Annotated in this window: 17 protein-coding genes and 1 pseudogene; 12 read left to right on the top strand and 6 right to left on the bottom strand. The window is 45.8% G+C overall.

Going from position 1 to position 24,017, the window contains the following annotated elements:
- The first annotated feature begins 46 nt into the window (after positions 1–46).
- The 5 genes from C234_RS0111060 (at position 47) to C234_RS0111035 (ending at position 5,598) form a co-directional block, all read left to right on the top strand.
- Positions 47–2,089, top strand: a complete 2,043-nt coding sequence (locus tag C234_RS0111060; RefSeq protein ID WP_027325829.1) for a putative porin — start codon at positions 47–49, stop codon at positions 2,087–2,089.
- Positions 2,082–2,909, top strand: a complete 828-nt coding sequence (locus tag C234_RS0111055; protein WP_027325828.1) for a transporter substrate-binding domain-containing protein — start codon at positions 2,082–2,084, stop codon at positions 2,907–2,909. Before C234_RS0111060 ends, C234_RS0111055 begins: the two co-directional genes overlap by 8 nt.
- 249 nt (positions 2,910–3,158) lie before the next feature.
- Positions 3,159–4,145, top strand: coding sequence for a Gfo/Idh/MocA family protein (locus C234_RS0111045; RefSeq protein WP_027325827.1), 987 nt, complete (start codon positions 3,159–3,161; stop codon positions 4,143–4,145).
- 122 nt (positions 4,146–4,267) lie between these two features.
- Positions 4,268–4,738 carry a nucleoside deaminase gene (locus C234_RS0111040; RefSeq protein WP_027325826.1) on the top strand — a complete coding sequence of 157 codons (471 nt, stop codon included), beginning with the start codon at positions 4,268–4,270 and terminating at the stop codon, positions 4,736–4,738.
- A gap of 44 nt (positions 4,739–4,782) precedes the next feature.
- A complete protein-coding gene (locus C234_RS0111035; RefSeq protein WP_027325825.1) occupies positions 4,783–5,598 on the top strand; it encodes a hypothetical protein in 816 nt (271 codons plus the stop codon).
- Positions 5,599–5,706: 108 nt separating this feature from the next.
- On the opposite strand, the gene C234_RS0111030 is transcribed toward C234_RS0111035, so the two are convergent.
- Together C234_RS0111030 and C234_RS0111025 are read right to left on the bottom strand one after the other, a co-directional pair.
- Positions 5,707–7,305: an OmpP1/FadL family transporter gene (locus tag C234_RS0111030; RefSeq protein WP_034538356.1), complete on the bottom strand. Its 1,599-nt coding sequence runs from the start codon at positions 7,303–7,305 to the stop codon at positions 5,707–5,709.
- Between the two features lie 21 nt (positions 7,306–7,326).
- Complete coding sequence (locus C234_RS0111025; protein WP_027325823.1) at positions 7,327–8,661, bottom strand: hypothetical protein; 1,335 nt, start codon at positions 8,659–8,661, stop codon at positions 7,327–7,329.
- Between the two features lie 156 nt (positions 8,662–8,817).
- Between C234_RS0111025 and prmA the strand changes: the two genes are divergently transcribed.
- Positions 8,818–9,669, top strand: a complete 852-nt coding sequence (gene prmA / locus C234_RS0111020) for a 50S ribosomal protein L11 methyltransferase (RefSeq protein ID WP_027325822.1) — start codon at positions 8,818–8,820, stop codon at positions 9,667–9,669.
- On the opposite strand, the gene C234_RS0111015 is transcribed toward prmA, so the two are convergent.
- Positions 9,662–10,420, bottom strand: a complete 759-nt coding sequence (locus tag C234_RS0111015; RefSeq protein ID WP_148295215.1) for a glycoside hydrolase family 25 protein — start codon at positions 10,418–10,420, stop codon at positions 9,662–9,664. The two genes, prmA and C234_RS0111015, sit on opposite strands and share 8 nt — an antisense overlap.
- Before the next feature lie 245 nt (positions 10,421–10,665).
- Positions 10,666–12,312, bottom strand: coding sequence for a diphosphate--fructose-6-phosphate 1-phosphotransferase (locus tag C234_RS0111010; protein ID WP_027325820.1), 1,647 nt, complete (start codon positions 12,310–12,312; stop codon positions 10,666–10,668).
- Positions 12,313–12,670: 358 nt separating this feature from the next.
- Here C234_RS0111010 and C234_RS0111000 point away from each other — a divergent pair, with 358 nt between their 5' ends.
- Positions 12,671–14,887: a patatin-like phospholipase family protein gene (locus C234_RS0111000; protein ID WP_027325818.1), complete on the top strand. Its 2,217-nt coding sequence runs from the start codon at positions 12,671–12,673 to the stop codon at positions 14,885–14,887.
- A 113-nt stretch (positions 14,888–15,000) separates the two neighbouring features.
- Here C234_RS0111000 and C234_RS0110995 read toward each other — a convergent pair whose 3' ends face one another.
- Positions 15,001–16,668 carry a formate--tetrahydrofolate ligase gene (locus C234_RS0110995; protein ID WP_027325817.1) on the bottom strand — a complete coding sequence of 556 codons (1,668 nt, stop codon included), beginning with the start codon at positions 16,666–16,668 and terminating at the stop codon, positions 15,001–15,003.
- Between the two features lie 75 nt (positions 16,669–16,743).
- Positions 16,744–18,840: an outer membrane beta-barrel family protein gene (locus C234_RS0110990; RefSeq protein ID WP_027325816.1), complete on the bottom strand. Its 2,097-nt coding sequence runs from the start codon at positions 18,838–18,840 to the stop codon at positions 16,744–16,746.
- Positions 18,841–18,972: 132 nt separating this feature from the next.
- Here C234_RS0110990 and C234_RS0110985 point away from each other — a divergent pair, with 132 nt between their 5' ends.
- The 5 genes and pseudogenes from C234_RS0110985 to C234_RS0110965 form a co-directional block, all read left to right on the top strand.
- Positions 18,973–20,463, top strand: coding sequence for a sensor histidine kinase (locus tag C234_RS0110985; protein WP_027325815.1), 1,491 nt, complete (start codon positions 18,973–18,975; stop codon positions 20,461–20,463).
- A gap of 13 nt (positions 20,464–20,476) precedes the next feature.
- Positions 20,477–21,190, top strand: a complete 714-nt coding sequence (locus tag C234_RS0110980; protein WP_027325814.1) for a response regulator transcription factor — start codon at positions 20,477–20,479, stop codon at positions 21,188–21,190.
- 149 nt (positions 21,191–21,339) lie between these two features.
- The gene (gene map, locus C234_RS0110975; RefSeq protein WP_027325813.1) at positions 21,340–22,194 is read left to right on the top strand and encodes a type I methionyl aminopeptidase; all 855 of its coding nucleotides are present in this window, start codon (positions 21,340–21,342) and stop codon (positions 22,192–22,194) included.
- Entirely contained in the window at positions 22,194–23,414 is a 1,221-nt protein-coding gene (locus tag C234_RS0110970; RefSeq protein WP_021645143.1) for a DNA recombination protein RmuC, read from the top strand. The genes map and C234_RS0110970 overlap by 1 nt, the downstream gene beginning before the upstream one ends.
- A 368-nt stretch (positions 23,415–23,782) precedes the next feature.
- Positions 23,783–24,017: pseudogene (locus C234_RS0110965) on the top strand (ISL3 family transposase); the annotation flags it as partial.

The raw sequence follows: 24,017 nt of genomic DNA, 5'->3' as shown, positions 1-24,017 counted from the left end.
TCCGTTCTTGGCTTTTCAATTTAAGTAAGTATCTTTGCCTCCAATTATGAGACGAATCTTACTGATATATACATTACTTTCCGTTATAGGAGCGACCGCAATCCGCGCGCAGATCAACCCCGCCCGTCGACAGATCGACAAGAACGGACGCGATCAATACGGAAATCAAGTAGACCCCTCCACGATACCGGAGAATCTGGACAGCGCAAATGTAGAGATACAAGGTCTGCCACCGAGACTATACATGTGGCGCATCAAGAACGAGCTGGGCGACCGGGTTATGATTCCCGCCGACACCGTTTACCATCACTTCCAGAACACGAATCTGACCGAAGGCATCAAGGGGCACTACAATTATTTGGCCAATTTAGGCTCTCCGCGCCTATCGCGCATCTTTTTCGAACGGCGCGATCCGCAGCCCGGCATCTTCATCGAGCCGTTTTCCGGCTTCTTCATCCGACCCGAAGAGTTCAATTTTACCAACAGCAATGTGCCGTATACGAACCTGACTTATCACAAGGCGGGAAATAAAGTCAATGGCGAAGAACGATTCAAAGCGTATTTTTCGGTCAATGCAAACAAACGGCTGGCCTTCGGATTCCATATAGACTACCTGTACGGAAGAGGATATTACAACAATCAGAGTACCGCATACTTCAACGGGGCAGTGTTCGGAAGCTACATGGGCGACCGGTATGAAGCGCAAGGAATATACAGCAACAATTACCTGAAAACGAATGAAAACGGCGGAATTACGGACGACAGATACATTACTTCTCCCGAAGAAATGGCCGAAGGTAAAAGAAGTTATGAATCGGTGAACATACCTACCGTGCTGAATTCTTCCACCAACCGGAACCATGCTTTTTACGTTTTCCTCACCCAACGCTACAAGCTGGGGTTTAAGCGCGACCTTCCGAAAGCGGAGAACGACACCACACCCGCACAGAAAGAGTTTGTTCCGGTTACGAGCTTTATTCACACACTGCGAGTCGAGCGGTCGCGGCACAGATTCCGTATGAACGATAACGTAAAAGATTATTTCCGGGACACTTATCTCGATCCCGACAACACGGCGGTAAACGACAGTACGGTTTACGTCGGCATGAAAAATACGTTCGGCATCGCTTTGCTCGAAGGATTCAACAAGTATGCCAAAGCAGGGCTTACGGCATTCGTCTCGCATAAGTTGAGCAGATATTCGTTGATGGGCATCGAAGCGCAGAAAGCTGATAAATACAATGAGAATGAAGTGTATGTGGGCGGAGAACTCTCCAAGCGCGAAGGACGAGTATTGCATTATCACGCCATCGGCGAAGCGGGAGTAGCGGGAAAAGCCATTGGACAATTCAGTGTGAAAGGAGATATCGACCTCAATTTCCGGCTGTGGAAAGATACCGTCAGCCTGATTGCGCGTGGGGAAATCAGCAACCGGATCGCTCCGTTTTATATGCGCCACTACCAGTCGAAACATTTCTGGTGGGACGATGATATGGATAAGGAATTCCGCACCCGCATAGAGGGAGAGCTGAGCAGCGAACGGTGGAAAACCCGCATCAAGGCAGGAGTGGAGAACATTAAAAACTTTACGTACTTCAACCGGCAAGCGCTGCCCGAACAAAAGAGCGGAAGCATCCAAGTGGTATCGGCAACCCTTCAGCAGGATTTCAAACTAGGAATCTTCCATCTCGACAATGAGGTAATCTGGCAGAAAACAAGCGACGGAGATGTGCTTCCCCTACCCGACCTCTCTCTATACCATAACTTTTACATGCAGTTCAAGCTGGCAAAAAAAGTGCTTAGCGTTCAGTTGGGCGCCGACATGAGGTATTTCACCAAGTATCACGCGCCGGCCTATATGCCCGCCATACAGCAATTCCATCTGCAACCGGACAACGACCGGGTGGAAATAGGCGGCTACCCGATGGTGAATGTATATGCGAACTTCCACCTGAAGCGCACGCGTTTCTATGTAATGATGTATCATGTGAATCAGGGAGCGGGACGATCGAACTATTTTCTGGCTCCCCATTATCCCATCAACCCGCGCTTGCTGAAGCTCGGACTATCGTGGAACTTCTATGATTAAAAGAATACTCAGATACCTGCTGCCTGTCGTTCTCGTCTCAGGCATTATTTTCGCTTTCCGCTATTGCGGCAAACGCGAAAAGCCTGTCGCCGGGCATCCGCGCGACTATGCAGCCATTGCCGAAGAAGGAATCTTGCGCGCGGCAACCGAATACAACTCAACGGGATTCTTTGTCGATCAAGACACCCTCTCCGGATTCTATTACGACTTGATACAGGCGTTTGCCCGCGACAAAGGGCTGAAAGCCGAAATCACCCCCGTGATGAGTTTCGACGACCGGATGAAAGGACTCAGTGAAGGCAAATACGACATCATCGCTCATGGCATATTGGCAACCAGCGAGCTCAAAGACTCACTGCTCCTTACGTCTCCCATAATCCTCAACAGGCAGGTATTGATACAGCGCAAGCCGAAAGATGAAAACGATTCGCTCTACATCCGCAGCCAGTTGGATCTGGCAGGACGCACGCTGCATGTAGTCAAAGGGTCGCCATCCATTCTTCGAATCCGCAATCTGGGAGACGAAATAGGCGATACGATTTATGTCAGGGAAATCGAGAAATACGGTCCCGAACAACTGGTTTCGCTCGTAGCTCACGGAGACATTGATTATGCCGTTTGCGACGAAAGCATAGCCAAAGCCTTATCCGATTCGCTCCCGCAAATAGACATTAACACAGCCATCAGTTTCACCCAATTCTATTCGTGGGCGGTCAGCAAGCAATCGCCCGCCCTGCTCGACAGTCTCGACGTTTGGCTGGATAAATTCAGAAAAGGAAAAGAATTTCAACGCATCTATTGGAAATATTATTATAAATAAGCTTTTACGGCAAAAGAAACAGTGCGAGATGTTCCGCCCGACTCGCAACTGGTGTAAGACATGTAGATAGTCTGAACAAACAGAGGCTCTGTTTCAAGCAAATAGAGCCTCTGTCTCATCCTGACAAAGGCTCTGCCGGGCGCAAACAGAGCCTCTGTTCCGCCACATTTCCAATCAGTAAATAATCAATAAAGTTGCTCTAAAAGAAAAATAATTATATCTTTGAACTTTGTTAGAAATAATGAGAACATGAGCGAGAAGATTATCAAATGGGGATTCATCGGTTGCGGAGAGGTGACCAAGACCAAGAGCGGCCCCGCTTTCCAAAAAGTAGAGCATTCGGAAGTTGTGGCGGTGATGAGCCGCAAAGCGGCAAAAGCCAAAGCCTATGCCAAGGAGAGAGGCATTCCCAAATGGTATGACGACGCGCAAGAACTGATAGACGATCCCGAAGTCAATGCGGTATACATAGCGACTCCTCCCTCATCCCACGCCACCTACGCCATCATGTCGATGAAAGCGGGCAAGCCCGTTTACATCGAAAAGCCGATGGCGCAAACCTACGAAGAGTGCACCCGCATCAATCGAATCTCGCGCGAAACGGGAGTCCCCTGTTTCGTAGCCTATTACCGCCGCTATCTTCCCTACTTCAGGAAAGTAAAGGAATTGGTGGAAGACGGAGCCATCGGCAACGTAATCAACGTACAGATTCGTTTTGCCCAGCCTCCGCGCGATTTAGACTACAACCGCGACAACCTTCCCTGGCGCGTACAGGCGGATATTTCCGGAGGCGGTTATTTCTACGACCTCGCTCCGCATCAGATCGACCTGCTGCAAGACATGTTCGGATGTATACTCAAGGCGGGCGGTTATAAAGCCAACCGCGGCGGACTATACAGTGCCGAAGACACGCTAAGCGGCTGTTTCCAGTTCGACAACGGACTGGTAGGAAGCGGATCATGGTGTTTCGTGGCACACGATTCCGCACGCGAAGACCGCATCGAACTGATCGGCGACAAGGGAATGATCTGCTTCTCGGTTTTCACTTACGCCCCCATCGCCTTGCACACCGAACGCGGGCGCGAGGAAATACGCATCGACAATCCGGAACATGTGCAACAACCTCTGATACAGGCCGTAGTAGACCATTTACTCGGAAAGTCGATTTGCTCCTGCGACAACGAAAGCGCCACCCTCACTAATTGGGTGATGGACAAAATACTCGGAAAGCTGTAAACCTTTCCGGTAATCAGTCACATCATACCCCAAAGGGGAAGAAAGTGCCAACAAACCATTATCCTATCGGGGCACAAAAACAAACAGAATTCAAATACGCAAATAATATATTTTTTCGAACCATGACCAAAGAAGAATTAATGAAGAAGGCAATCGAACTTTCTAAAGAAAATGTAGCGAACGGAGGAGGACCTTTCGGAGCAGTGATTGCAACTAAAGAGGGAGAGATTATCGCAACGGGAGTGAACCGGGTTACTTCTTCGAACGACCCTACCGCCCACGCCGAAGTAAACGCCATACGTGCCGCAGCCGCACGTTTAGGAACATTCAACCTCGCCGGAAATGTGATTTACACTTCATGCGAGCCTTGCCCTATGTGCTTGGGAGCCATCTATTGGGCCAGATTGGATAAGATATACTACGGAAATACCAAAGAAGACGCCAAGCACATAGGGTTCGACGACTCCTTTATCTACGATGAGCTGGCGCTGGATGCCGCCGACAGAAAACTTCCATCGGAAAGCTTACTGAGCAACGAAGCGATTGCCGCTTTCCAAAAATGGACGGCTACAGAGAATAAAATAGAATATTAAATTCTATAAATTCCCTATTATTAACTAATTAATGTCTTAATTAAATGAAAACGAAAAAAATTTTAGTGTTCCTGGCATTAGGAACGTTGTTTGCGTGTCAGCAAAATGAGCAACAAGAAACAGCTAATGAAGCTTTGAAACTTTCCATCTCTATCGAAAACGACGAATTGGGCGCCCTCACCCGTTCATTCGGAATGAATTACGCTTTGGGCAAAAACGCTTTCTCCGCAGGAGAGGTTCTCTCTGTCGCAGCAGCCAACGAAGATTTCCAACCATACACTGTAGGAAAAGACAATTACTTGTGGAACGATATAAAAACAAAGAATCAGCAAGTGGCGCTTTCTGCCCACTACCCTGCTGTAGACTATAATCAACCCGGCGAGAGACGAATACTCGAGGGTGGACAGGAATACTTGTTCGGAACTACAGAAGTCAATCAGGGAAGCTCGAGCGCAGCCCTCAGAATGAAACGAATGACTGTTCCCGTCGTTCTGCTCTCGGAGAACGGCGGACCTTATGAAGGAGACGCCAAAGTGACTCTTCACCTGCAAAACGAAGGTATCCAAAACTTGAGAACCGGACTCATTCAACCTACCCCGAACGCTTTGCAGCAAGAAATTGAAATCAATAAAATCTCCGACGGTCCCACAACCAACCTTATTCCGCAAAGACTTGTCAGAGGCCAACGCATCGGAACCGTATCTTATGGTGGAATAGAAAAGAATATTTTTGTCGATCAAAATATATCTTTAAGTTCAGGCAACATGTTGAGCATCCGCCTGTCGGAATATACCTACGATATTATAGTGGATGGGAATGTGCCCTTGCGCAACGAACCGATACGCAGAAACTATAGATAAATAAAAAGACATTTATAATCAGAAATCCCCGGAAGAGCTGTAGATATTCAGCTTTCCGGGGATTTTCCTTACACACAAAAGTTTATATTGAATTGAAACTGCCGGATATTAGAAACGCATACCAAGCGTAAGAATCACCTTGTGGTTATCGTTCGCGATCGAAGTGCCGGGTAAATCTATATGTTCGAAAGCATAGAAACCTTCCTTGTAATGGGTATACAGATAAGCCATATCGGCATAGAAAGCCTTTCCGCGATATCCGAATCCCAATGTGTAATTATGGGTAGCGCCCGTATTCGAATATTCAGTATCCGTGCGTACAGAGTTGGTGGGAAGTCTTTTAAACGCATCTCCACCCGATTTCATGGAGGCAGTGACATGATTATATCCTAAGCGGAAAGCGAATTCAGGCGCAACTTTCCATTCCATGCCGGCACGAAACGTATGAACTCCCTTCATCATGCTGCGGATATCATTTGTTTGTACAAGTTTGTTGCCATCCGGGTCATTCAATCTGGCGGACGAGTAATCGGCATATTCGTATTCAACGCCCAAAGCCGCATTACCTCCTATGGTGTAGCCGGCGTTTACATTAAACTTCCAAGGCGTAATCAGATGGTATTCATACCTGCCATCCATCCCATTGCCATACTTGTCGACCACTTCTTTCACACCGTGTGTGTCCTTATTCAAGTTGTAGTCGATATAAGCATTATTATACTCTTTCAAAGAAAAGAAAGTAGGCGTATGTACCGAAGCCCCGAAGCGGAATGAAGAATATTCTATAGGGCGCCAGATAAAACCGAGCTTGAAATCAACTCCGTTTCCATCCACCCAATACTCGTTCCCAAGATCATAGCCGCCATGCTCCTTACCGTCGGCTGCCAGAAAATCTTCTTTGTAAAGGCTCGTGCGCCGGTAATCCACGCTATATGCTCCGATGGTGGCGCCCAGATAAAAACGGTCGTACAAATTAAACGCCACATTGAAATCGTACGAATGCAACCCTCCCCTTTCACGGGCGGTATACGCTTGGAAAACCCTATCGCCTGCTTGATAATAAGGATGATACTCTACCAAATGTTCTTTTCCTTCGTTGTCTTTTTCAAAATACGGATCAACCAAATAAGAATTATAACCTAATATACCAAGCCAAGGCAATTCGGAATTCAGATAGGCCCCCTTCGCTTCCAAAGATTTGGTGGTAAACGGGTCTTTTATTCCGGCCTCATTAAAAGTCAATATATCGGCAATAAATTTCGTTTGAGAATGCTCGAACTCTCCGTTCATCACCATATTCTTATCGAAAGACTTCATGCGATGGTAGTTGAAAGCAAAGTTCACATAGCGCAACGCGGTAGAGTTTCCCTGCTTCAGAGAGAACACAAATCCCGCATTGTCAAAAGAACCGTGAAACTTATCCACTTTGGCCCCGCCCGCATCCTTGGCTCCGATATTGGTAAACCCGAAAGACGTCATCACTTCATTACTGCGATAAATGCCTATACCTGCGGGGTTAGTGCCTATAGTAGAAATATCTCCTCCCAAGGCTCCCAAAGCTCCTCCCATGCCAACAAACCGTGCCGTTCCATTCAAATCGCGACCCATCCAGCGGTTGGCATCATAGATAGTAGTTTGCGCGCTTACCTGCGCGCACATGCTCAAAAACAGAGCGCCGACTACATATATTATACTTCTGTTTCTCATAACTCTTCTTGTTTTTATAATCTATCTTCTGGTACTTCTCAAACTGCCTCCGCTACTGCTGCCCGACGAACGCGAGGAGCTTCCGCTTGAATTGCCGCTGTACGAACTTCCACTGCTAGATGATGAAGATCGTGAGGAGCTTCCGCTCGAATAGCTGCTATTACCGGAACTCCTGTTATAAGAACCTTCGTTGTACGACGAAGAGCGGCGGGAGCTTTCCCGGCTACTTTCTCGTGAGTATGAGCTTGAACTGCTGCGAGAAGAAGAACTCGAGCTGCCGCGAGAGTAAGACGGTCCTCTATCTCTGCCGGTTGTTCCCACATTGCTTCTTGACGATCTGCTTTCCGTGCCGGCGGCCGGAGAGTAACCGCGAGTACTGCTCGGCCGGGTGTACGTAGAAGATCCCCGACGTGTGCTTTCCATTCCCGAACGGCTATAAGTACCCGTTCCTTCCGAACCGGAGACACGACTGCTTCCGCTGCGAGTGCCCACTACTCTTCCTGAGCTGCCATTGCGACGAGATGACTCCTGATATCTCGACGAGCGCACATCGCCGCTACGCCCGGAATAGTAAGACGAACGACCGTTGCTGTATCGCGAACGGCTGTTCGCGTTGTAGAGACTGCGGCCTCTGTAATAATTGCCGCCGTACCAACCGTAGTCATAGTAGTGATGATAGCTCCAATAGCTGTCATACCAACCTCCCCAATAGCCCGGATAATATCCCCACGAGTAGTAAGGATATCTCCATGAGTAGTAAGGATAGCCCCATCCGTAGTTCCATCCCCATCCCCATCCGTAATTCCAGTTCCAACTATAAGAACGGTAACGCCAGTCCCACCAAAGGGGATTGCTAAAAGTGGGGAATGCATAAGCGTACAATCCGTCGGTATATACATTCCAATCCCATGAATTGGATCCGTAAACCACCTCCCAATAAAGCGGGCTGCTGATACTTATGGCAAAACGCGGATTGCGGAAACGAATAATGCGCTCAGCGTACTCATAGTCGTCTCGCGTTCCGTCAAACCTGCCGGTCACCCATTCGCCTTCCAGCTCCCGACGCTTCTTTTCTCTAATATACAAAGTATCGTTCTCTACCGTGAAGTCGTTGTCACGCGATTCATAACGGCGATTATATTCATCTACATCCCGCGTATTCCCATTCCGGTCCCGAATCACGACCGTAGTACCCGGGGCTGTGTAGATGTTGGTTCTGACCTCTTTCTTCACCGGAGTTTCTTTCTTTTCTTTCTCCTTGGAAGGTACGAAGTAGAGGTCGTCATCAACGCTTTGCGCCATCAAGCCTATCGGAAGGCACAAGGCGAATAGCAAGGAATAAACAATCTTTTTCATAACATCTCGGTTTATAATTAATGCAAGTCTTTTTATTCACATTACAAAGATAACAAAGAGATTTACCACCTTCGGAAGATTTTCCCCAAAGGATAATAGGGGAATCCCTATTTCTAACTATATTTGCACATTATTATTCACGGAATTAAAAATACGATGAAATACTTTGAATTCATATTCCATACCGATCCGTGCACGGAAACCGTCAATGACGTATTGGCGGCAGTTTTAGGCGACGCAGGTTTCGAAAGCTTCATTGCGAACGACAACGGGTTGACCGCATATATCCAACAAACGCTATGCAACGAATCTGCCATCGAAGAGGCGATAAAAAATTTTCCTGTCCCAGACACCCGTATTTCATACACTTTTACCGAGGCGGAAGACAAAAATTGGAACGAAGAATGGGAAAAGAACTTTTTCCGTCCCATCGTCATCGGCGATCGTTGCGTGATTCACAGTACATTTCACGAAGATATCCCCAAAGCCGCATACGACATTGTGATCAATCCGCAAATGGCTTTCGGAACAGGACATCATGAAACGACAAGCCTCATCATCGGAGAATTGCTGGACAGCGAACTGAAAGGGAAATCGGTATTGGACATGGGTTGCGGCACGTCCATTCTTGCCATACTTGCCCGCATGCGTGGCGCGCAATGCTGTACGGCTATCGATATCGACGAATGGTGTGTAAGAAATTCGCTCGAGAATATAGAGTTGAATAAGATGGATCGGATTGACGTTTCACAGGGAGACGCTTCATCATTGACGGGTAAAGGTCCTTTCGATGTTATTATCGCCAACATCAACCGGAATATTCTTTTGAACGACATAAAGCATTACACCGCTTGCATGCGTTCAGGCTCCGAGCTATATATGAGCGGTTTTTATGTGGAAGATATTCCGCTTATCCGCAAAGAGGCGGAGAAACACGGACTTTCGTTCGTTCATCATAAAGAAAAGAACCGTTGGGCGGCAGTGAAATTTGTCATGCCTGCTATTTAAGAAGCAGAGTTTCCAGTTCTTCCCAAGTGCCGTTGAACACATTCAAGTCTACCTTTTTCTCGATTCCCGGCACGGTAGCCACATCGGTATGCTGCCAAAAGTGCCATTTACCCCGGTACTTTACCGAGTCCTGATAATAGTGGGCAATCCAATAAGGATATGTATTAAACACGGAATCGTTAAGATAACGTTCTTTAAATTTGTAAGAGGTATAAAGTATCGGTTTCACTCCGTAATGAGATTCCACACGGTCTAACCAACGCTTTATGCCTTGCTGCAATTCGCTTTTGTCTTTTCTACCGGCTACTTCGACATCGAGTACCGGAGGCAAATCTCCCGGTTCGAGACAGACGGTACGTATGAAAAAATCGGCTTGCTTGATAGCGTCGGTACCGGGAATATAAAAATGATACGCACCTCGTATCAACCCATAATTGCGGGCATTTACAAAATTGGCGACAAAAGTACTATCGCCATAGTCACCGCCTTCCGTAGCTTTCATAAAAACGAAATGCAAAGGAGCTGCCGTATTTTGATTCTGCAAAAACTCTGCCCAATCTATCTTCCCTTGGTAATGAGAAATATCCACTCCATGAACACTATAGCCGTAAGGCACGCAAACTCCATATACTTTCCGTCCGTAACAAGGCTTCCAACGATAGGCATAAGGACGAATAAAAAAATAGTAAAATACGACCGACAAACAAAAAACCATCAGCATAGCCAGCAAATTACGCTGCCATACAGGCATGGAACGATTCGATCTCTTTTTCTTCGAGGATCGACCGGACTTATAGTACCTCTTTCGCTTGTTGGCAGTACCGGCTCTTTTCTTCCGAACAACGGATATAGACGAAGAAGACAAGTGATTAACGGTTAATGGTTAAATTGGACATAGATAATGAAGCTAAATCGGGAAAATGACGAACGGCGAACAAGCCGACACGGAAATATCCCATGTGTTCATTGCTCACCGTTCGTATTCATGCTATGTTATTATTTAGCTTGCTCCAACTGCAAAGTTTTAGTAGGTTGGTCGCAAACTTCTGTCGGACCAAAATACTGTATCGGACCCGGATATACATAATCCGTTTCGGCAGCCCAGCGATCACGCTGTGCGGCAAAAGCCTTGAAAGGCGCTCCGTCCAGTCTTACCAAAGCTTTTTGGATAACCGGTTTCATTTCACCGTGGCGACGTTCCATGTTCATCATCATCGTAATAGGTACACCGCCGGCAAGCCATTCGGCAGCAGGAGCCGTTGTGTTGCGCACAGACGACATATAACCTGTTTTGCCGTCGGCAATCAGCATAGAAGCCGTATATCCCAAAGAGTAGCAGTAATCGGCGTCAAAATTAGATGGAGCTGCGCAACGTCCCTCATAACCGAAGAAGTGATGTTGAGCAGCAAACTTACCCACATATTTGCCTGCCTTCTTCCATGAATCCAACTTGGTAGCTACCATTTCCGACAAGAGTTTTTCCGTCTCGATAAGCGATACCTGAACGTTTCCGTGAGGGTCGCGATCCAATGTAAGCTGACGGGCCACTCCATCCGGCAGACTGGCATATATAGCCGAATTCTCGGGAGACAATTTGCTAATAATGTAATCACGTTGGTGCGAACGTTTGATGTGAGAGAATTCCTCTGAGTTTTTGGCCAGGAAATCATTCAATTCGGCTATTAAGCGTTTCATGGCCGGAATGAATTCTACCAAACCTTCCGGAATCAACACTGTACCGAAGTTGTTTCCTTGGGCGGCACGATCGGCTACGACTTGAGCAATGTAAGTCACCACATCGTCCAATGACATGTCTTTCTGTTCCACTTCTTCGGATATGATGCAAACGTTAGGCTGAACCTGTAGCGCGCATTCCAATGCGATGTGAGAAGCCGAACGCCCCATCAACTTGATGAAGTGCCAGTATTTACGGGCAGAGTTGCAGTCGCGTTGGATGTTGCCGATTACCTCAGAATACGTTTTACAAGCCGTATCGAAACCGAATGAAGTCTCAATCATATCATTCTTCAAGTCGCCGTCGATCGTTTTCGGGCAACCGATTACTTGTACGCCATATTTTTTAGCAGCGTAATATTCGGCCAATACGCAAGCATTCGTATTGGAATCATCTCCACCGATAATCACCAGCGCTTTGATACCCAATTGCTTGATTATTTCATATCCTTTCTCGAACTGCTCTACAGTTTCCAATTTTGTACGGCCCGAACCGATAATGTCAAAACCTCCCGTATTGCGGTATTCATCGATAATATCTGCTGTCAGTTCCATGTAATTATGGTCTACCAACCCGCCGGGACCAAGAATAAAGCCATATAGTTTATTATCTGCATTCAGTTTCTTGATACCGTCGAACAGACCGGAAATCACATTGTGTCCGCCCGGAGCCTGTCCGCCGGAAAGAATGACACCGACATTCATAGCAGCCGGTTTAGTAGACTCACCTGCTTCAAACGAGATCAACGGCATTCCGTAAGTGTTGGGGAATAAAGCCTTGATAGCTTCCTGATCGGCAACAGATTGAGTAGCGGCGCCTGCTACAGCCTTAACATTTCCTGAAGCCAAAGCTTTCGGAAGTTTGGGCTGATAAGCAGCCCTTGCGATTTGCAATGCACTTTTTGTCATTTTCTCTATTAATTTATTTAAAGGTGTTAGTAAGATTCTTGCCTAAATTGAAAAGCGTTGCAAATTTCGCATTTTTTCGTGAATTACGAAAGAGAAGCCTGATTTTATTTTGCTTCATGAAAATACATGGCCCTATTTTTAGGAAAAACGCATTTTTAAATTTCAAAAAAGATTGAAATACTTGGCCATTAACGATGAGATAGTTGAATAAAATCAATGTTTTTACGTTTCAATGAGACATAACATATACAAAAGAAATACTAAATTATATTTAGATGAATTTTGCCGAATAAACAAATTATCTCTTATTTTTGTATTTATTATTGTATCCGTAAATTTTATACTAATAATAACTCCGATGAAAAAACTTTTTTTTCCAATTGTCTTTCTTATCCTCTGCGTTTTGAGTGTTTTCCCCGCACATGCTCAAGGGCAACGAAAAAAAGTAGCTGTGGTTTTGAGCGGCGGAGGAGCCAAAGGTGTGGCGCATATCAAAGCTTTAAAAATAATCGAAGAAGCAGGCATTCCGATCGACTATATTGTAGGAACCAGCATGGGATCGATTGTCGGGGGACTTTATGCCATAGGTTACACTCCCGAACAACTGGACAGCATGGTGCGCAAACAGAATTGGACATTTTTGTTAAGCGACCGCGTAGAACGAAGCGCTATGTCGCTTACCGAACGCGAACGGTCGGAGCAATACGTGCTCTCGTTTCCCTTTATGAAGAAACCGAAAGATGCCGTATTGGGAGGTATTATTAAAGGGAAAAACCTGGACAATTTGTTTTCGGAACTCACCGTGGGATATCACGATTCTATCAGCTTCGACAAGCTGCCGATTCCTTTTGCATGCGTTGCAGCCAATGTGGTTAACGGCGAACAGGTTGTGTTTCGCGATGGAGTGCTTTCTACCGCTATGCGCGCCAGCATGGCGATTCCCGGAGTTTTCACGCCGGTAAGGAAAGACAGTATGGTACTTGTCGATGGCGGAATGGTAAACAACTATCCGGTAGACGTAGCCAAAGCTATGGGAGCCGACATCGTGATAGGAGTCGATGTGCAAAAAGACTTGAAACGGGTATCTGAACTCAACAGTGCTTCCGACATTTTGGGGCAGATTATCGATCTTGCCTGTCAAGCCAATCACGATAGACATGTAGATCTTACCGACGCATATATTCAAGTAGACGTGGAAGGATATTCATCCGCCAGCTTTACTCCCGAAGCTATCGACTCGTTGATGAAAAGAGGAGAAGAAGCTGCACGTGCCCAATGGCAGACGCTTATTGCATTGAAGAAAAAAATCGGCATATCCGACACCTATGTGCCCAACCCTCGCCCTCCCTACTCCTTGCTTTCCGATACTTGCACGCTTTATGTAAGCGACATTACATTTTCCGGTATAGAAGAGAGAGATGAAAAATGGTTGCTGAAAAAATATAAATTGAAAGAAAACAGCAGAATTAGCAACCGCCAAATAAAACAGGCTTTACTATTGTTGCGTGGAAGTAAATCGTACTCTAACGTCAGCTATACACTGACCGAAGAACCCGACGGTTATCATCTTGCGTTTTTACTGGAAGAAAAATACGAGAAGCGCATCAATTTGGGCATCCGGTTCGACTCGGAAGAAATAGCCTCCCTGCTCGTGAATGCTACGGCGGATTTCAAAACTCCCATCCCATCCCATCTTTCTCTCACCGGCAGATTGGGAAAACGCTATGCCGCACGCATAGATTATACCCTTGAACCGATGCAACAGCGCACTATAAACGTTTCATATATGTATCAATACAATGATATTAATATATACGACAAAGGAGACCGGGCCTACAATACGACCTATAATTATCATTTAGGAGAATTGGGGTTTTCCGATGTCTGGTACAAAAATTTGCGTTTCGGTCTCGGACTTCGTTTCGAGTATTACAACTACAAAGATTTCCTATTCAAAGAGCCGGCGTTAAACGAAGAGAACGTGAAATCGGAACACTTCTTAAGCTACTTTGCTCAAATATATTATAATACATTCGACAAAGGATATTTTCCCACAAGAGGAAGCGATTTCAAAGCCACTTACTCGGTATATACCGATAATATGGTGGAATACAACGACCATACTCCATTCTCCGCCTTAATGGCTTCATGGACCAGTGTCATTCCCGTCACAAGACGCTTCTCCGTCACACCTTCCATCTATGGGCGTGTACTTATCGGGAGAGAGATTCCCTATTGGGTGAAGAACGCTATCGGAGGGGAAGTTTTCGGATTTTACGTTCCCCAACAACTGCCTTTTACCGGAATTACAAATTTAGAAATAATAGACAACACCATCTTAATATCTTCTCTTAAGTTCCGTCAACGGATGGGAAACATTCATTATCTGACATTGAGCGGCAATTACGGGCTGGCAGACAAAAACTTTTTCGATATATTGAAAGGAACACAGTTATACGGTATAACAGCCGGTTACGGAATAGACAGCATGTTTGGTCCATTGGAAGTATCCTTGGGATATTCTAACCGGACTAAAAAAGGCAGTTTCTATATTAATTTGGGATACTATTTCTGATCATCTAAATCAAAAGAGATGGATACCGATTCAAATGGGGATAGAGCAAATTTCCACAAATCGGTATCCATCAAACATTTATAAGAGAAAAGAAGTTGAGTTCTAAAACGTTTTTAACTCAAACCCTCTATAACACCATCCACAATATCCATATGCAATGCTTGCGGATTTTTGGGCAAGCCCGGCATACGGACGATTTCTCCTGCAATGGCTACAATCATTTCGGCACCATTATTGATAACAAGGTCTTTAATATGGAACTCAAAATTCTCCACCACTCCATATAATTTCGGATCGGCAGAAAAAGAATACTGGGTTTTTGCTATACAAACCGGGAAATGGGCGATTCCCATCTTCTCAATTTGCTTGATACGGTTACGTGCCGCGACACTATATGTGACTACACTTGCGCCATAGATGCCAATCGCTATTTTTTCAATCTTCTGCTCTACGCTGTCTTCTTCCTTATAAGTAAACCGCAAAGGCTCCGAGGGACGATTCTCTATTGTATCCGCTACCAGATGTGCCAACTCTACAGCGCCTTCTCCGCCTTCGATAAAAGCATTATTCACGGCAAAGCCTACTTCCAGTCGCTCGCAATGTTGGCGCACCAACTCGATTTCCTCATCCGTATCACAAGCAAAACGATTATATGCCACCACAACCGACTGTCCGAACTGCCGGAGATTATGGACATGCTTGTCCAAGTTGCGCAATCCTTCTTTCAAACCTTCCATATCCGGCTCTTTCAAGCGATCGAGACTTACGCCTCCGTGCATTTTCAGTCCTTGCGCTGTAGCGACAATCACCGTCAGACACGGACAAATGCCACTCTTACGGCATTTGATGTTATAGAATTTCTCAGCTCCCAGATCTGCTCCGAATCCGGCCTCCGTAATCACATAATCGCCAAAAGTCATAGACATTTTGGTAGCAAGAATGGAGTTGCATCCATGAGCTATATTGGCAAACGGTCCGCCATGTACGAAAGCGGCAGTGCCTTCGGTTGTCTGCACCAGATTAGGATGAATGGCATCTTTCAGCAACACGGTTATGGCTCCCGCTACTCCCAAATCTTTCACCGTAAACGGTTTGTCGTCGAACGTGAAGCCGAGCAATATATTTTCAATCCGGCGACGCAGGTCGGGAATATCTTTTGCAAGACATAGAATAGCCATGATCTCCGAAGCGGAAGTAATATCAAACCCCGACTCTTGCGTAATTCCGTTCGATTTAGGACCAAGCCCCACAACGGTACTTCGCAAAGATCGGTCGTTTACATCCAACACACGCTTCCAGAGAATTTCCTTCAATGCAAATCCTTTCGCCTGATTATGATACAGATAATTGTCCAGCAATGCGGAAATCATATTATGGGCGGAAGTGATCGCATGAAAATCTCCCGTGAAATGCAGGTTTATTTTTTCCATCGGCAGCACTTGCGCGTAACCTCCTCCCGCAGCGCCGCCTTTCATTCCGAAACAAGGTCCCAAAGAAGGCTCGCGTAAAGCCACAATCGCTTTCTTCCCTATTTTGTTCAATCCCAACGAAAGACCGATAGACACTGTGGTCTTTCCGATTCCTGTCTTTGTCGCCGTGATGGCAGTCACCAATATCAGCTTGCTCTTTTTAATTTTCTCTTCATCAATGAGATGCTCCGGGATTTTAGCCACATAACGGCCGTAATTCTCTACTTCATAACGTGGAATGCCGATACTTTCGGCCACCTGCTTTATTTTCTTCAACTCGATGCTGCGAGCAATTTCAATATCCGACTTCATATTAATTATGTTTTTTGAATTTAACAATGAAGTGCAAAAATAGCAATTCCCCGCAAAGTTACAAGTAGAACCCGATTATTTAAATCGCGAGGTGTCCACCTCTTCTCTCTTTTTCTCCTTATATCCGCCGAACTTATATATTGCCGAGAGTCCCAGTTTGCGTGTGCGTTGCGAGTAGTGATTGGTTACATGCTGACGTTCGAAACGGATGCGGGGAGAAATCGTGCTCGTGTTGAATATATCGTCGCAACTGAAAGTCAACAATAGCTTCTCTTTGCATAAAGCATACCGCAAGGATGCGTTCAAGTAACCCGAGCAAGGAAGGTCGTATATGCCCTGTATCGCTCTATTCTGATAAAACCCGCTTAAGGTAAATTTTATATCGGGGCGTGCAGAAAGCGTAAAAGTGTTGTTCATAGTCAAAACAAAAGTATAGAGCTTGCGATCGAAAGAAGTATCCCAGAAATCACTATCTTTTTGACGAAAATACAAACCGATGGCGGTAAAACGGGAATTCAGCCATTTTTTTATTTTCACCGGAACAGCCACCACCATGCCTGCCTGCCGGCTAAAATCGAAGTTGACGAATTTATAGATTTCGGCCAAGCGTTCGGGCGATTGATAAAGCGTCTGCATGGCTTTATCTTTCGTATGACTGTAATAAAGAGAAAAAACATACTTATTTTTAAGAATATAGTTAAAACTCGCCTTATAAGTAGCTTCGGGTTTCAGCAGCGGATTACCCTGAATCTCCGAATACGAATCGAGATAGGATGTCGCCTCCTGAACGCTCCAATAGGCAGGATATTTCTTATCGCTGCTGACAGACAGTTGAAGCACCTGTCCGGGCGTTGGAATATAAGTCAGATTGGCGGTAGGATAGAAACTCCATTCATTCCATTGATCGGTATGATATTTTTCCATAGCCAGAGACATATTCGCCGTAATTTTCTTGCTGAAACTTTTACTCCAACCGGCATATATATTCAACGTCCGTTCGTGCCGGCGCGATTCCATCTGATTGCCCGGCAGAGGAGTAAGCGTTTCAGGATCATAATAATGCTGGTAGCTTCGGTCCAGGGTCGTTGTATAAACAGCCCCGTAATTCACTCTCCATCCTCTTTCCAACGAATGCTCCTGTCCGGCATACAACCTCCATAAACTAATACGCTGATTATCTTTACTTAAAAAATACAGGGTTTGCGTTCCCATTATACTGTGCAGCAATTGGGTTCCCGGCGAATTATAATAGGTAAACGCACCTCCTGCTTTCATTCCAAAAGGGACCTGATAATCCAATTGCACATTGTGAAGTTTGCTGTCGCTATCTTTGTTTGTAGAAGAATGATGCACTCCCGAGCTCCCGGCCCAACCTTTGGAATCCGTGAAGGAACCCGTATATATCAGACTAAGCTGATGATTTTTGGAGAAGGAATAATCCGATCCCCAGCGAATCCGGTGCGTATTGTAGCGGTTCGTAGATAAGTTCTTCAAGTCCATAGCATGCACGGAACCATCGGCAAGGGTATGTACCGCTTCTTTGTCCGTCTCCGTCCTCCCACGTCCGTAAGAATAAGAATAAAGAAGATCGGTGAACAATTTCTTCTTCGAGTAAAGAACACTCACCCTTTCTTCCAGCGATTCATAATGTTTTTGATAATAGAAAGAAGCCAATTCCCCCTGTAGCAGATCCTTCTGTTCCGTGTTCGATTTTAAAACAAGATTAATCATCGGACCGCGCACCTGATAGGAAGCCGGAGCAGCATACATCACTTCGGCCTTTTCTATTCTGCCTACAGGTATGGTCTTTAAAAAATGGTTCAGATATTCGCCTGATAAAGCCGTCACCTTGCCATTAATAATAACCGTCACCCCTTGTCCTGCCAAAGTCAGCATCCCGTTTTGTTCCACTATCCCGGGAAGATTTTTCATCGCGTCAAAAGCATTCTCCACCGGCAAACCGGCGACCAATTGAGGCAAATTGTATACCAGTTTCCCTTGGTCTGCCCTTACCAAAGGACGTTCACCGGTTATCATCACCTCAGGTAAAACCTTAAACAGACTGTCCGTATAAGCAAGATTCAAACTATCGGCCACCTGTTTCTCCTCTTGAGCCGATAAATTCGATTTAAATCCGTAAAGAAGCAAAAACAACAGAATAACTCGTTTCATAATGATATAAAAGTTTGGTTTTCACAAAATTCGGAAGAAAAAGTAAAACGTCGGGTTATCAATACCTTATCTACTGTTATTTAGTCTTATCAAAAAGCGGGGAAGAAAGAGTTTCTTCTTATTTTTGCAAGTATGAAACTGCCACTCAAACATATCGTTATTTTAGTCGTCGGTTCATTGACGATTATCTTAAGCTATCAGGCCTATTGGCTGATAGGTTTGTATCGCACCATGAAGTCCGAAATGATAAACAACATCAGAGGTGCCATGCGCACCAGCGACTTCAACGAGATTATCCTCAGAATAAAAGATATGCAAACGCAGAATCAAAAGCACGGCTCCATATCCGTTTCGACAGGATATGATGAAAAAGGAAAGAAAGTCAGTATGGTTGCGTATAATAATTCAGACAGTACACAAGCCAAAGTAATAGCCTATAGGCAAGAGAATATCTCCGACAGCGTAAAACCTGTGGCGGGGATTCAGACCAACAAGGGGCTGAGCCTTTTACTAAAAAAACACGACTCGCTGAAAGAGTTGTCCGACTACATTCAGCAAGGAATACATTCCGGAATCGATCTATATCATGAGGTAAACCTGCAACGGTATGACAGCTTACTCACCGATGCCCTGTCGGAGCACAACATCAACATTCCACACCGTACGTTATTGCTGCGCAACATACACACAGCAAAATCAGACAGTACACATACCGACACGCTGGGCATGGCAGGCAACAGCGACTATATTCCCACAAGCAAGGCAGTAAGATACGACTATTCGTATGACTTACGCAGGAACTACCGCTATCAACTCGTATTAGAACCCATCGGCCCTATCGTTTGGAGGCAGATGACCGGTATCCTTATCACTTCGCTCATTACTCTTCTTATCGTAGGCTTTGTATTTTGGTTTCTCATATACATGCTTCTCCGGCAGAAAACACTGGAAGAAATGAAAAGCGACTTTACCAACAATATAACACACGAGCTAAAAACACCTATTGCGGTGGCTTATGCCGCAAACGACGCTTTACTCAATTTCAACCAAGCCGAAGAAAAAAGTAAAAGAGACGCGTATCTGCGCATTTGCCAACAACAGTTGAAACGACTAAGCGGACTGGTGGAACAAATCCTCGCAGTGAGCATGGAGCGACGCAGAAATTTCAGCCTGCATTTGGAAACAATCGCATTGAAAGAACTTATTGAGCCGCTAATCGACTTGCACAAGCTGAAAGCGGATAAAGAAACAAATATAGCATTGGATATAACACCCGGTTCGCTTACTGTTACGGCAGACCGAAACCACCTCGAAAACATCATCAGCAATTTGATGGATAATGCGATAAAATATTCGAAAGAAACGGCAGAAGTGTCGATCAGATGCTATCGGCAGGATGATAAAACGACGATCAGCATTGCGGATAAAGGAATCGGAATTTCCGCCGATAAGCAGAAACACATTTTCGATAAGTTTTACCGTGTTCCGACGGGGAATGTGCACGATATAAAAGGATACGGATTAGGGCTTTACTATGTCAAAACAATGATAGACAAACATGGAGGCAACATCACGGTAAAGAGCGATCCCGGTAAAGGAACGACATTCATTATTGATCTATAAAACTCAGAAGAGCATGGGAAAACAATCGATTACGGTATTATTGGTGGAAGATGAGCCGACATTGGCCATGATCATCACAGACACACTGACAGAAAACGGTTTCATCATACACGCTGCTCCCGACGGAGAAAAGGGGTTGAGAGATTTCTTCCAACTTCGCCCCGATATTTTGGTAACCGATGTAATGATGCCGCGAATGGATGGTTTCGAGATGGTACGCCGCATCAGGCAAACTGACAAAAAGACGCCGGTGTTGTTTCTGACTGCTCGCTCGGCCATCAATGACGTAGTCAAAGGATTCGAGCTCGGAGCCAATGATTATCTGAAAAAGCCGTTCGGCATGCAAGAGCTGATTATCCGCATCAAAGCTTTGTTAGGAAAAGCTTTCGACTCCGCCGCCGAGCAAACTCCTTCCCGTTTCGAAATAGGAGATTACTTGTTCGACCCCACAGCGCAAATGCTGCAACACAGCGAAATGAAGCAGAAGCTGTCGTACAGAGAGTCGGAGATACTGCGAAAGCTATGCGAAAACCGCAATCAAGTGGTCAATGCGCAAGATGTATTGCTCGATCTCTGGGGCGACGACAGTTTCTTCAATTCCCGGAGCCTGCACGTCTTCATCACCAAGTTGCGCCACAAGCTCTGCAAAGACGACCGAATACGCATCGTAAACATACGGGGAATCGGCTACAAATTGCTTGTAAACGAAGCGGAATCGTTGTTATAAACAACTTGCGAATCATTACTTCAATATCGCACGCCAAACGATCGCTCATATTCAGCAAATCAGACTCCGGAAGTTTTTATTGCAAAGGAAGAGTCTCACTTTTCATTTTATTCCCTACCTTTGCAGAAAGTAAGAAATATTCTACATCAATGAAGAAAATTATAAAAGGCATCCGATTCACTCCGGCATGCTACCCTGACGAAATAGAAGAGAAAATCCAGAAATACAGGAAACAACACTACAAACTCCCACCCAGAAAAGTACTCCGCACACCGGAACAACTGGAAGGAATCCGCGAAAGCGCCAAGATAAACACCGCATTGCTCGACCATATATCCGACAATATACGCGAAGGGATGTCGACCGAAGAAGTGGATAAAATGGTGTACGAATTCACCGTCGGACATGGAGCCATCCCCGCCCCTCTCAATTACGAGGGATTCCCGAAAAGCGTATGTACAAGCATTAACAATGTGGTTTGCCACGGGATACCGAGCAAAAATGATATTCTGAGAAGCGGAGACATTGTCAACGTAGATGTTTCGACCATCTACAACGGATACTTCTCCGATGCTTCACGCATGTTCATGATTGGCGAAGTGAGCCAGGAAAAAAGAAAACTGGTACAGGTAACCAAAGAGTGTTTGGAAATAGGCATTGCCGCTGCCCGCCCTTGGGCGCGTCTGGGAGATGTGGGAGCAGCCATTCAGGAGCATGCCGAGAAAAACGGATTCAGTGTGGTACGCGATCTTTGCGGGCATGGCGTAGGAATCAAGTTTCACGAAGAGCCCGACGTGGAGCACTTCGGACGTCGCGGAACGGGAATGCTGATTCTGCCGGGAATGACTTTCACCATCGAGCCGATGATTAATATGGGAAGCTACGAAGTGTTTGTAGACGATGCCGACGGCTGGACGATTTATACCGACGACGGACTGCCTTCCGCGCAATGGGAGCACATGATTCTCATTACCGAAACGGGAAACGAAATTCTGACTTACTGATGGAGACCGTTTTACTCATTGCCATCAGTGTACTGCTGGTTGTATTGCTTATTCTCGTACTGACAAAGGGAAACAACCGGGCAGAGACGGAACAGTTGCAGGCCGATTTGCGGAAACAAATGCAAGAGAACCGCGAAGAGCTGAACCGCAGCATGCGCGAATTGCGCATGGAAATCACACAGGCATTCGACCGGAACATGCAGCAGATACAAGACGCGCTACATAAAAACATGATTACGAACGGCGAGCTACAACGACAGAAGTTCGAGACAATGACACGCCAGCAACAGCAATTGATGCAGTCCACCGAAAAAAGGCTGGACGACATGCGACTGATGGTAGAGGAAAAGCTCCAGAAAACATTGAACGAACGGATCGGGCAATCGTTCGAGATGGTGCGTTCGCAACTGGAAAATGTACAACGGGGGCTGGGAGAAATGAAATCACTGGCGCAAGACGTGGGCGGGCTGAAAAAAGTACTGAGCAACGTGAAGATGCGCGGAACGTTCGGTGAAGTTCAACTCGGTGCTTTGCTAGAGCAGATGATGAGCCCCGAACAGTACGACGCCAATGTAAAAACCAAAAGAAACGGAACCGAATTCGTCGAATTTGCCATCAAACTGCCCGGCAAAGATGACGCCGGCAGTACGGTCTATCTGCCCATCGACGCCAAATTTCCCAAAGACGTGTACGAGCAATATTACGACGCTTTCGAAGCGGGCGACGCAACGCTCGTCGAATCATCGGGCAAGCAGTTGGAAGCAACCATCAGAAGAATGGCCAGAGACATACACGACAAATACATCGATCCGCCTTTCACCACAGATTTCGCCATCCTGTTCCTACCCTTCGAAAGCATCTACGCGGAAATCATACGGCGCACCCATCTGGTAGAAACATTGCAGAAAGAGTATAAAATCGTGGTGACCGGACCGACCACTTTAGGAGCCATCCTCAACAGCTTGCAAATGGGATTCCGTACGCTCGCCATTCAGAAGCGGACGAGCGAAGTGTGGACGGTGCTGGGAGCCGTCAAAACCGAGTTCGGAAAGTTTGGCGGACTGCTGCAAAGGGTACAAAAGAATCTCCAGAGTGCCGGCGACCAATTGGAGGAAGTGATGGGCAAACGCACCCGCGCCATCGAACGGAAGCTCCGCCAAGTGGAAGAGCTCCCCCACGACGAAAGCCGCAATCTTCTTGCATTGGAGGAGGAAGAATGAGATATGTTCTGCCTCGAAATGTGCATACAGATTTCTGACATTGATAATTAAGAAGCGTTTTGCGTTTGGAAAGTAATTCCCATTTAAATGTAGGCATAGGTTCTTTGTATTTCAAAACAGGACCGGTCAGCATCTCATAAGTAATAATGTAGCTGGCAGAATCTAATACCATATATCAAAACGTTACAATCCTTGCCAATAAAACGATGCAGACAAACTACAATTGGCAAAAGGCAAAACAGCTCAAGTCGGTTTTATATAAAAGTTTTTTCATTTTACTCTAATTCTATGGGATTATATGGATATGATAATTTTGGCTCTATAACGAATCGTGTGGGTAGGCTCACAAAAATCCCTATCTTTGCATTATGGACAGCAAGGAAATCTTCACATCTGCATTGGGGCTGCAATCCCCTTGGAGCGTAATTCGTGCCGAATTTCAAATAAATGAAAGCGGCACAAAAGAACTGCACTTATGGCTTGCCTTTGAAAAGGGCTTTCTGTTTACAGCTCCGGATGGCAGCCAATCTACTGCTTACGATACTCTCGATAAGACATGGCGTCACCTCAATTTCTTTCAGCACCATTGCTATATTCATTGCA

Source organism: Bacteroides pyogenes DSM 20611 = JCM 6294 (assembly GCF_000428105.1).
Lineage (GTDB): Bacteria > Bacteroidota > Bacteroidia > Bacteroidales > Bacteroidaceae > Bacteroides > Bacteroides pyogenes.
This window is presented reverse-complemented; position numbering and strand designations above follow the sequence as displayed.

What these genes read in the sequence shown, in the direction of transcription:
- C234_RS0111060 (WP_027325829.1), top strand. Translation starts at nt 47, where the DNA reads ATGAGACGAATCTTACTGATATATACATTACTTTCCGTTATAGGAGCG.
- C234_RS0111055 (WP_027325828.1), top strand. Translation starts at nt 2,082, where the DNA reads ATGATTAAAAGAATACTCAGATACCTGCTGCCTGTCGTTCTCGTCTCA.
- C234_RS0111045 (WP_027325827.1), top strand. Translation starts at nt 3,159, where the DNA reads ATGAGCGAGAAGATTATCAAATGGGGATTCATCGGTTGCGGAGAGGTG.
- C234_RS0111040 (WP_027325826.1), top strand. Translation starts at nt 4,268, where the DNA reads ATGACCAAAGAAGAATTAATGAAGAAGGCAATCGAACTTTCTAAAGAA.
- C234_RS0111035 (WP_027325825.1), top strand. Translation starts at nt 4,783, where the DNA reads ATGAAAACGAAAAAAATTTTAGTGTTCCTGGCATTAGGAACGTTGTTT.
- C234_RS0111030 (WP_034538356.1), bottom strand. Translation starts at nt 7,305, where the DNA reads ATGAGAAACAGAAGTATAATATATGTAGTCGGCGCTCTGTTTTTGAGC.
- C234_RS0111025 (WP_027325823.1), bottom strand. Translation starts at nt 8,661, where the DNA reads ATGAAAAAGATTGTTTATTCCTTGCTATTCGCCTTGTGCCTTCCGATA.
- prmA (WP_027325822.1), top strand. Translation starts at nt 8,818, where the DNA reads ATGAAATACTTTGAATTCATATTCCATACCGATCCGTGCACGGAAACC.
- C234_RS0111015 (WP_148295215.1), bottom strand. Translation starts at nt 10,420, where the DNA reads ATGCCTGTATGGCAGCGTAATTTGCTGGCTATGCTGATGGTTTTTTGT.
- C234_RS0111010 (WP_027325820.1), bottom strand. Translation starts at nt 12,312, where the DNA reads ATGACAAAAAGTGCATTGCAAATCGCAAGGGCTGCTTATCAGCCCAAA.
- C234_RS0111000 (WP_027325818.1), top strand. Translation starts at nt 12,671, where the DNA reads ATGAAAAAACTTTTTTTTCCAATTGTCTTTCTTATCCTCTGCGTTTTG.
- C234_RS0110995 (WP_027325817.1), bottom strand. Translation starts at nt 16,668, where the DNA reads ATGAAGTCGGATATTGAAATTGCTCGCAGCATCGAGTTGAAGAAAATA.
- C234_RS0110990 (WP_027325816.1), bottom strand. Translation starts at nt 18,840, where the DNA reads ATGAAACGAGTTATTCTGTTGTTTTTGCTTCTTTACGGATTTAAATCG.
- C234_RS0110985 (WP_027325815.1), top strand. Translation starts at nt 18,973, where the DNA reads ATGAAACTGCCACTCAAACATATCGTTATTTTAGTCGTCGGTTCATTG.
- C234_RS0110980 (WP_027325814.1), top strand. Translation starts at nt 20,477, where the DNA reads ATGGGAAAACAATCGATTACGGTATTATTGGTGGAAGATGAGCCGACA.
- map (WP_027325813.1), top strand. Translation starts at nt 21,340, where the DNA reads ATGAAGAAAATTATAAAAGGCATCCGATTCACTCCGGCATGCTACCCT.
- C234_RS0110970 (WP_021645143.1), top strand. Translation starts at nt 22,194, where the DNA reads ATGGAGACCGTTTTACTCATTGCCATCAGTGTACTGCTGGTTGTATTG.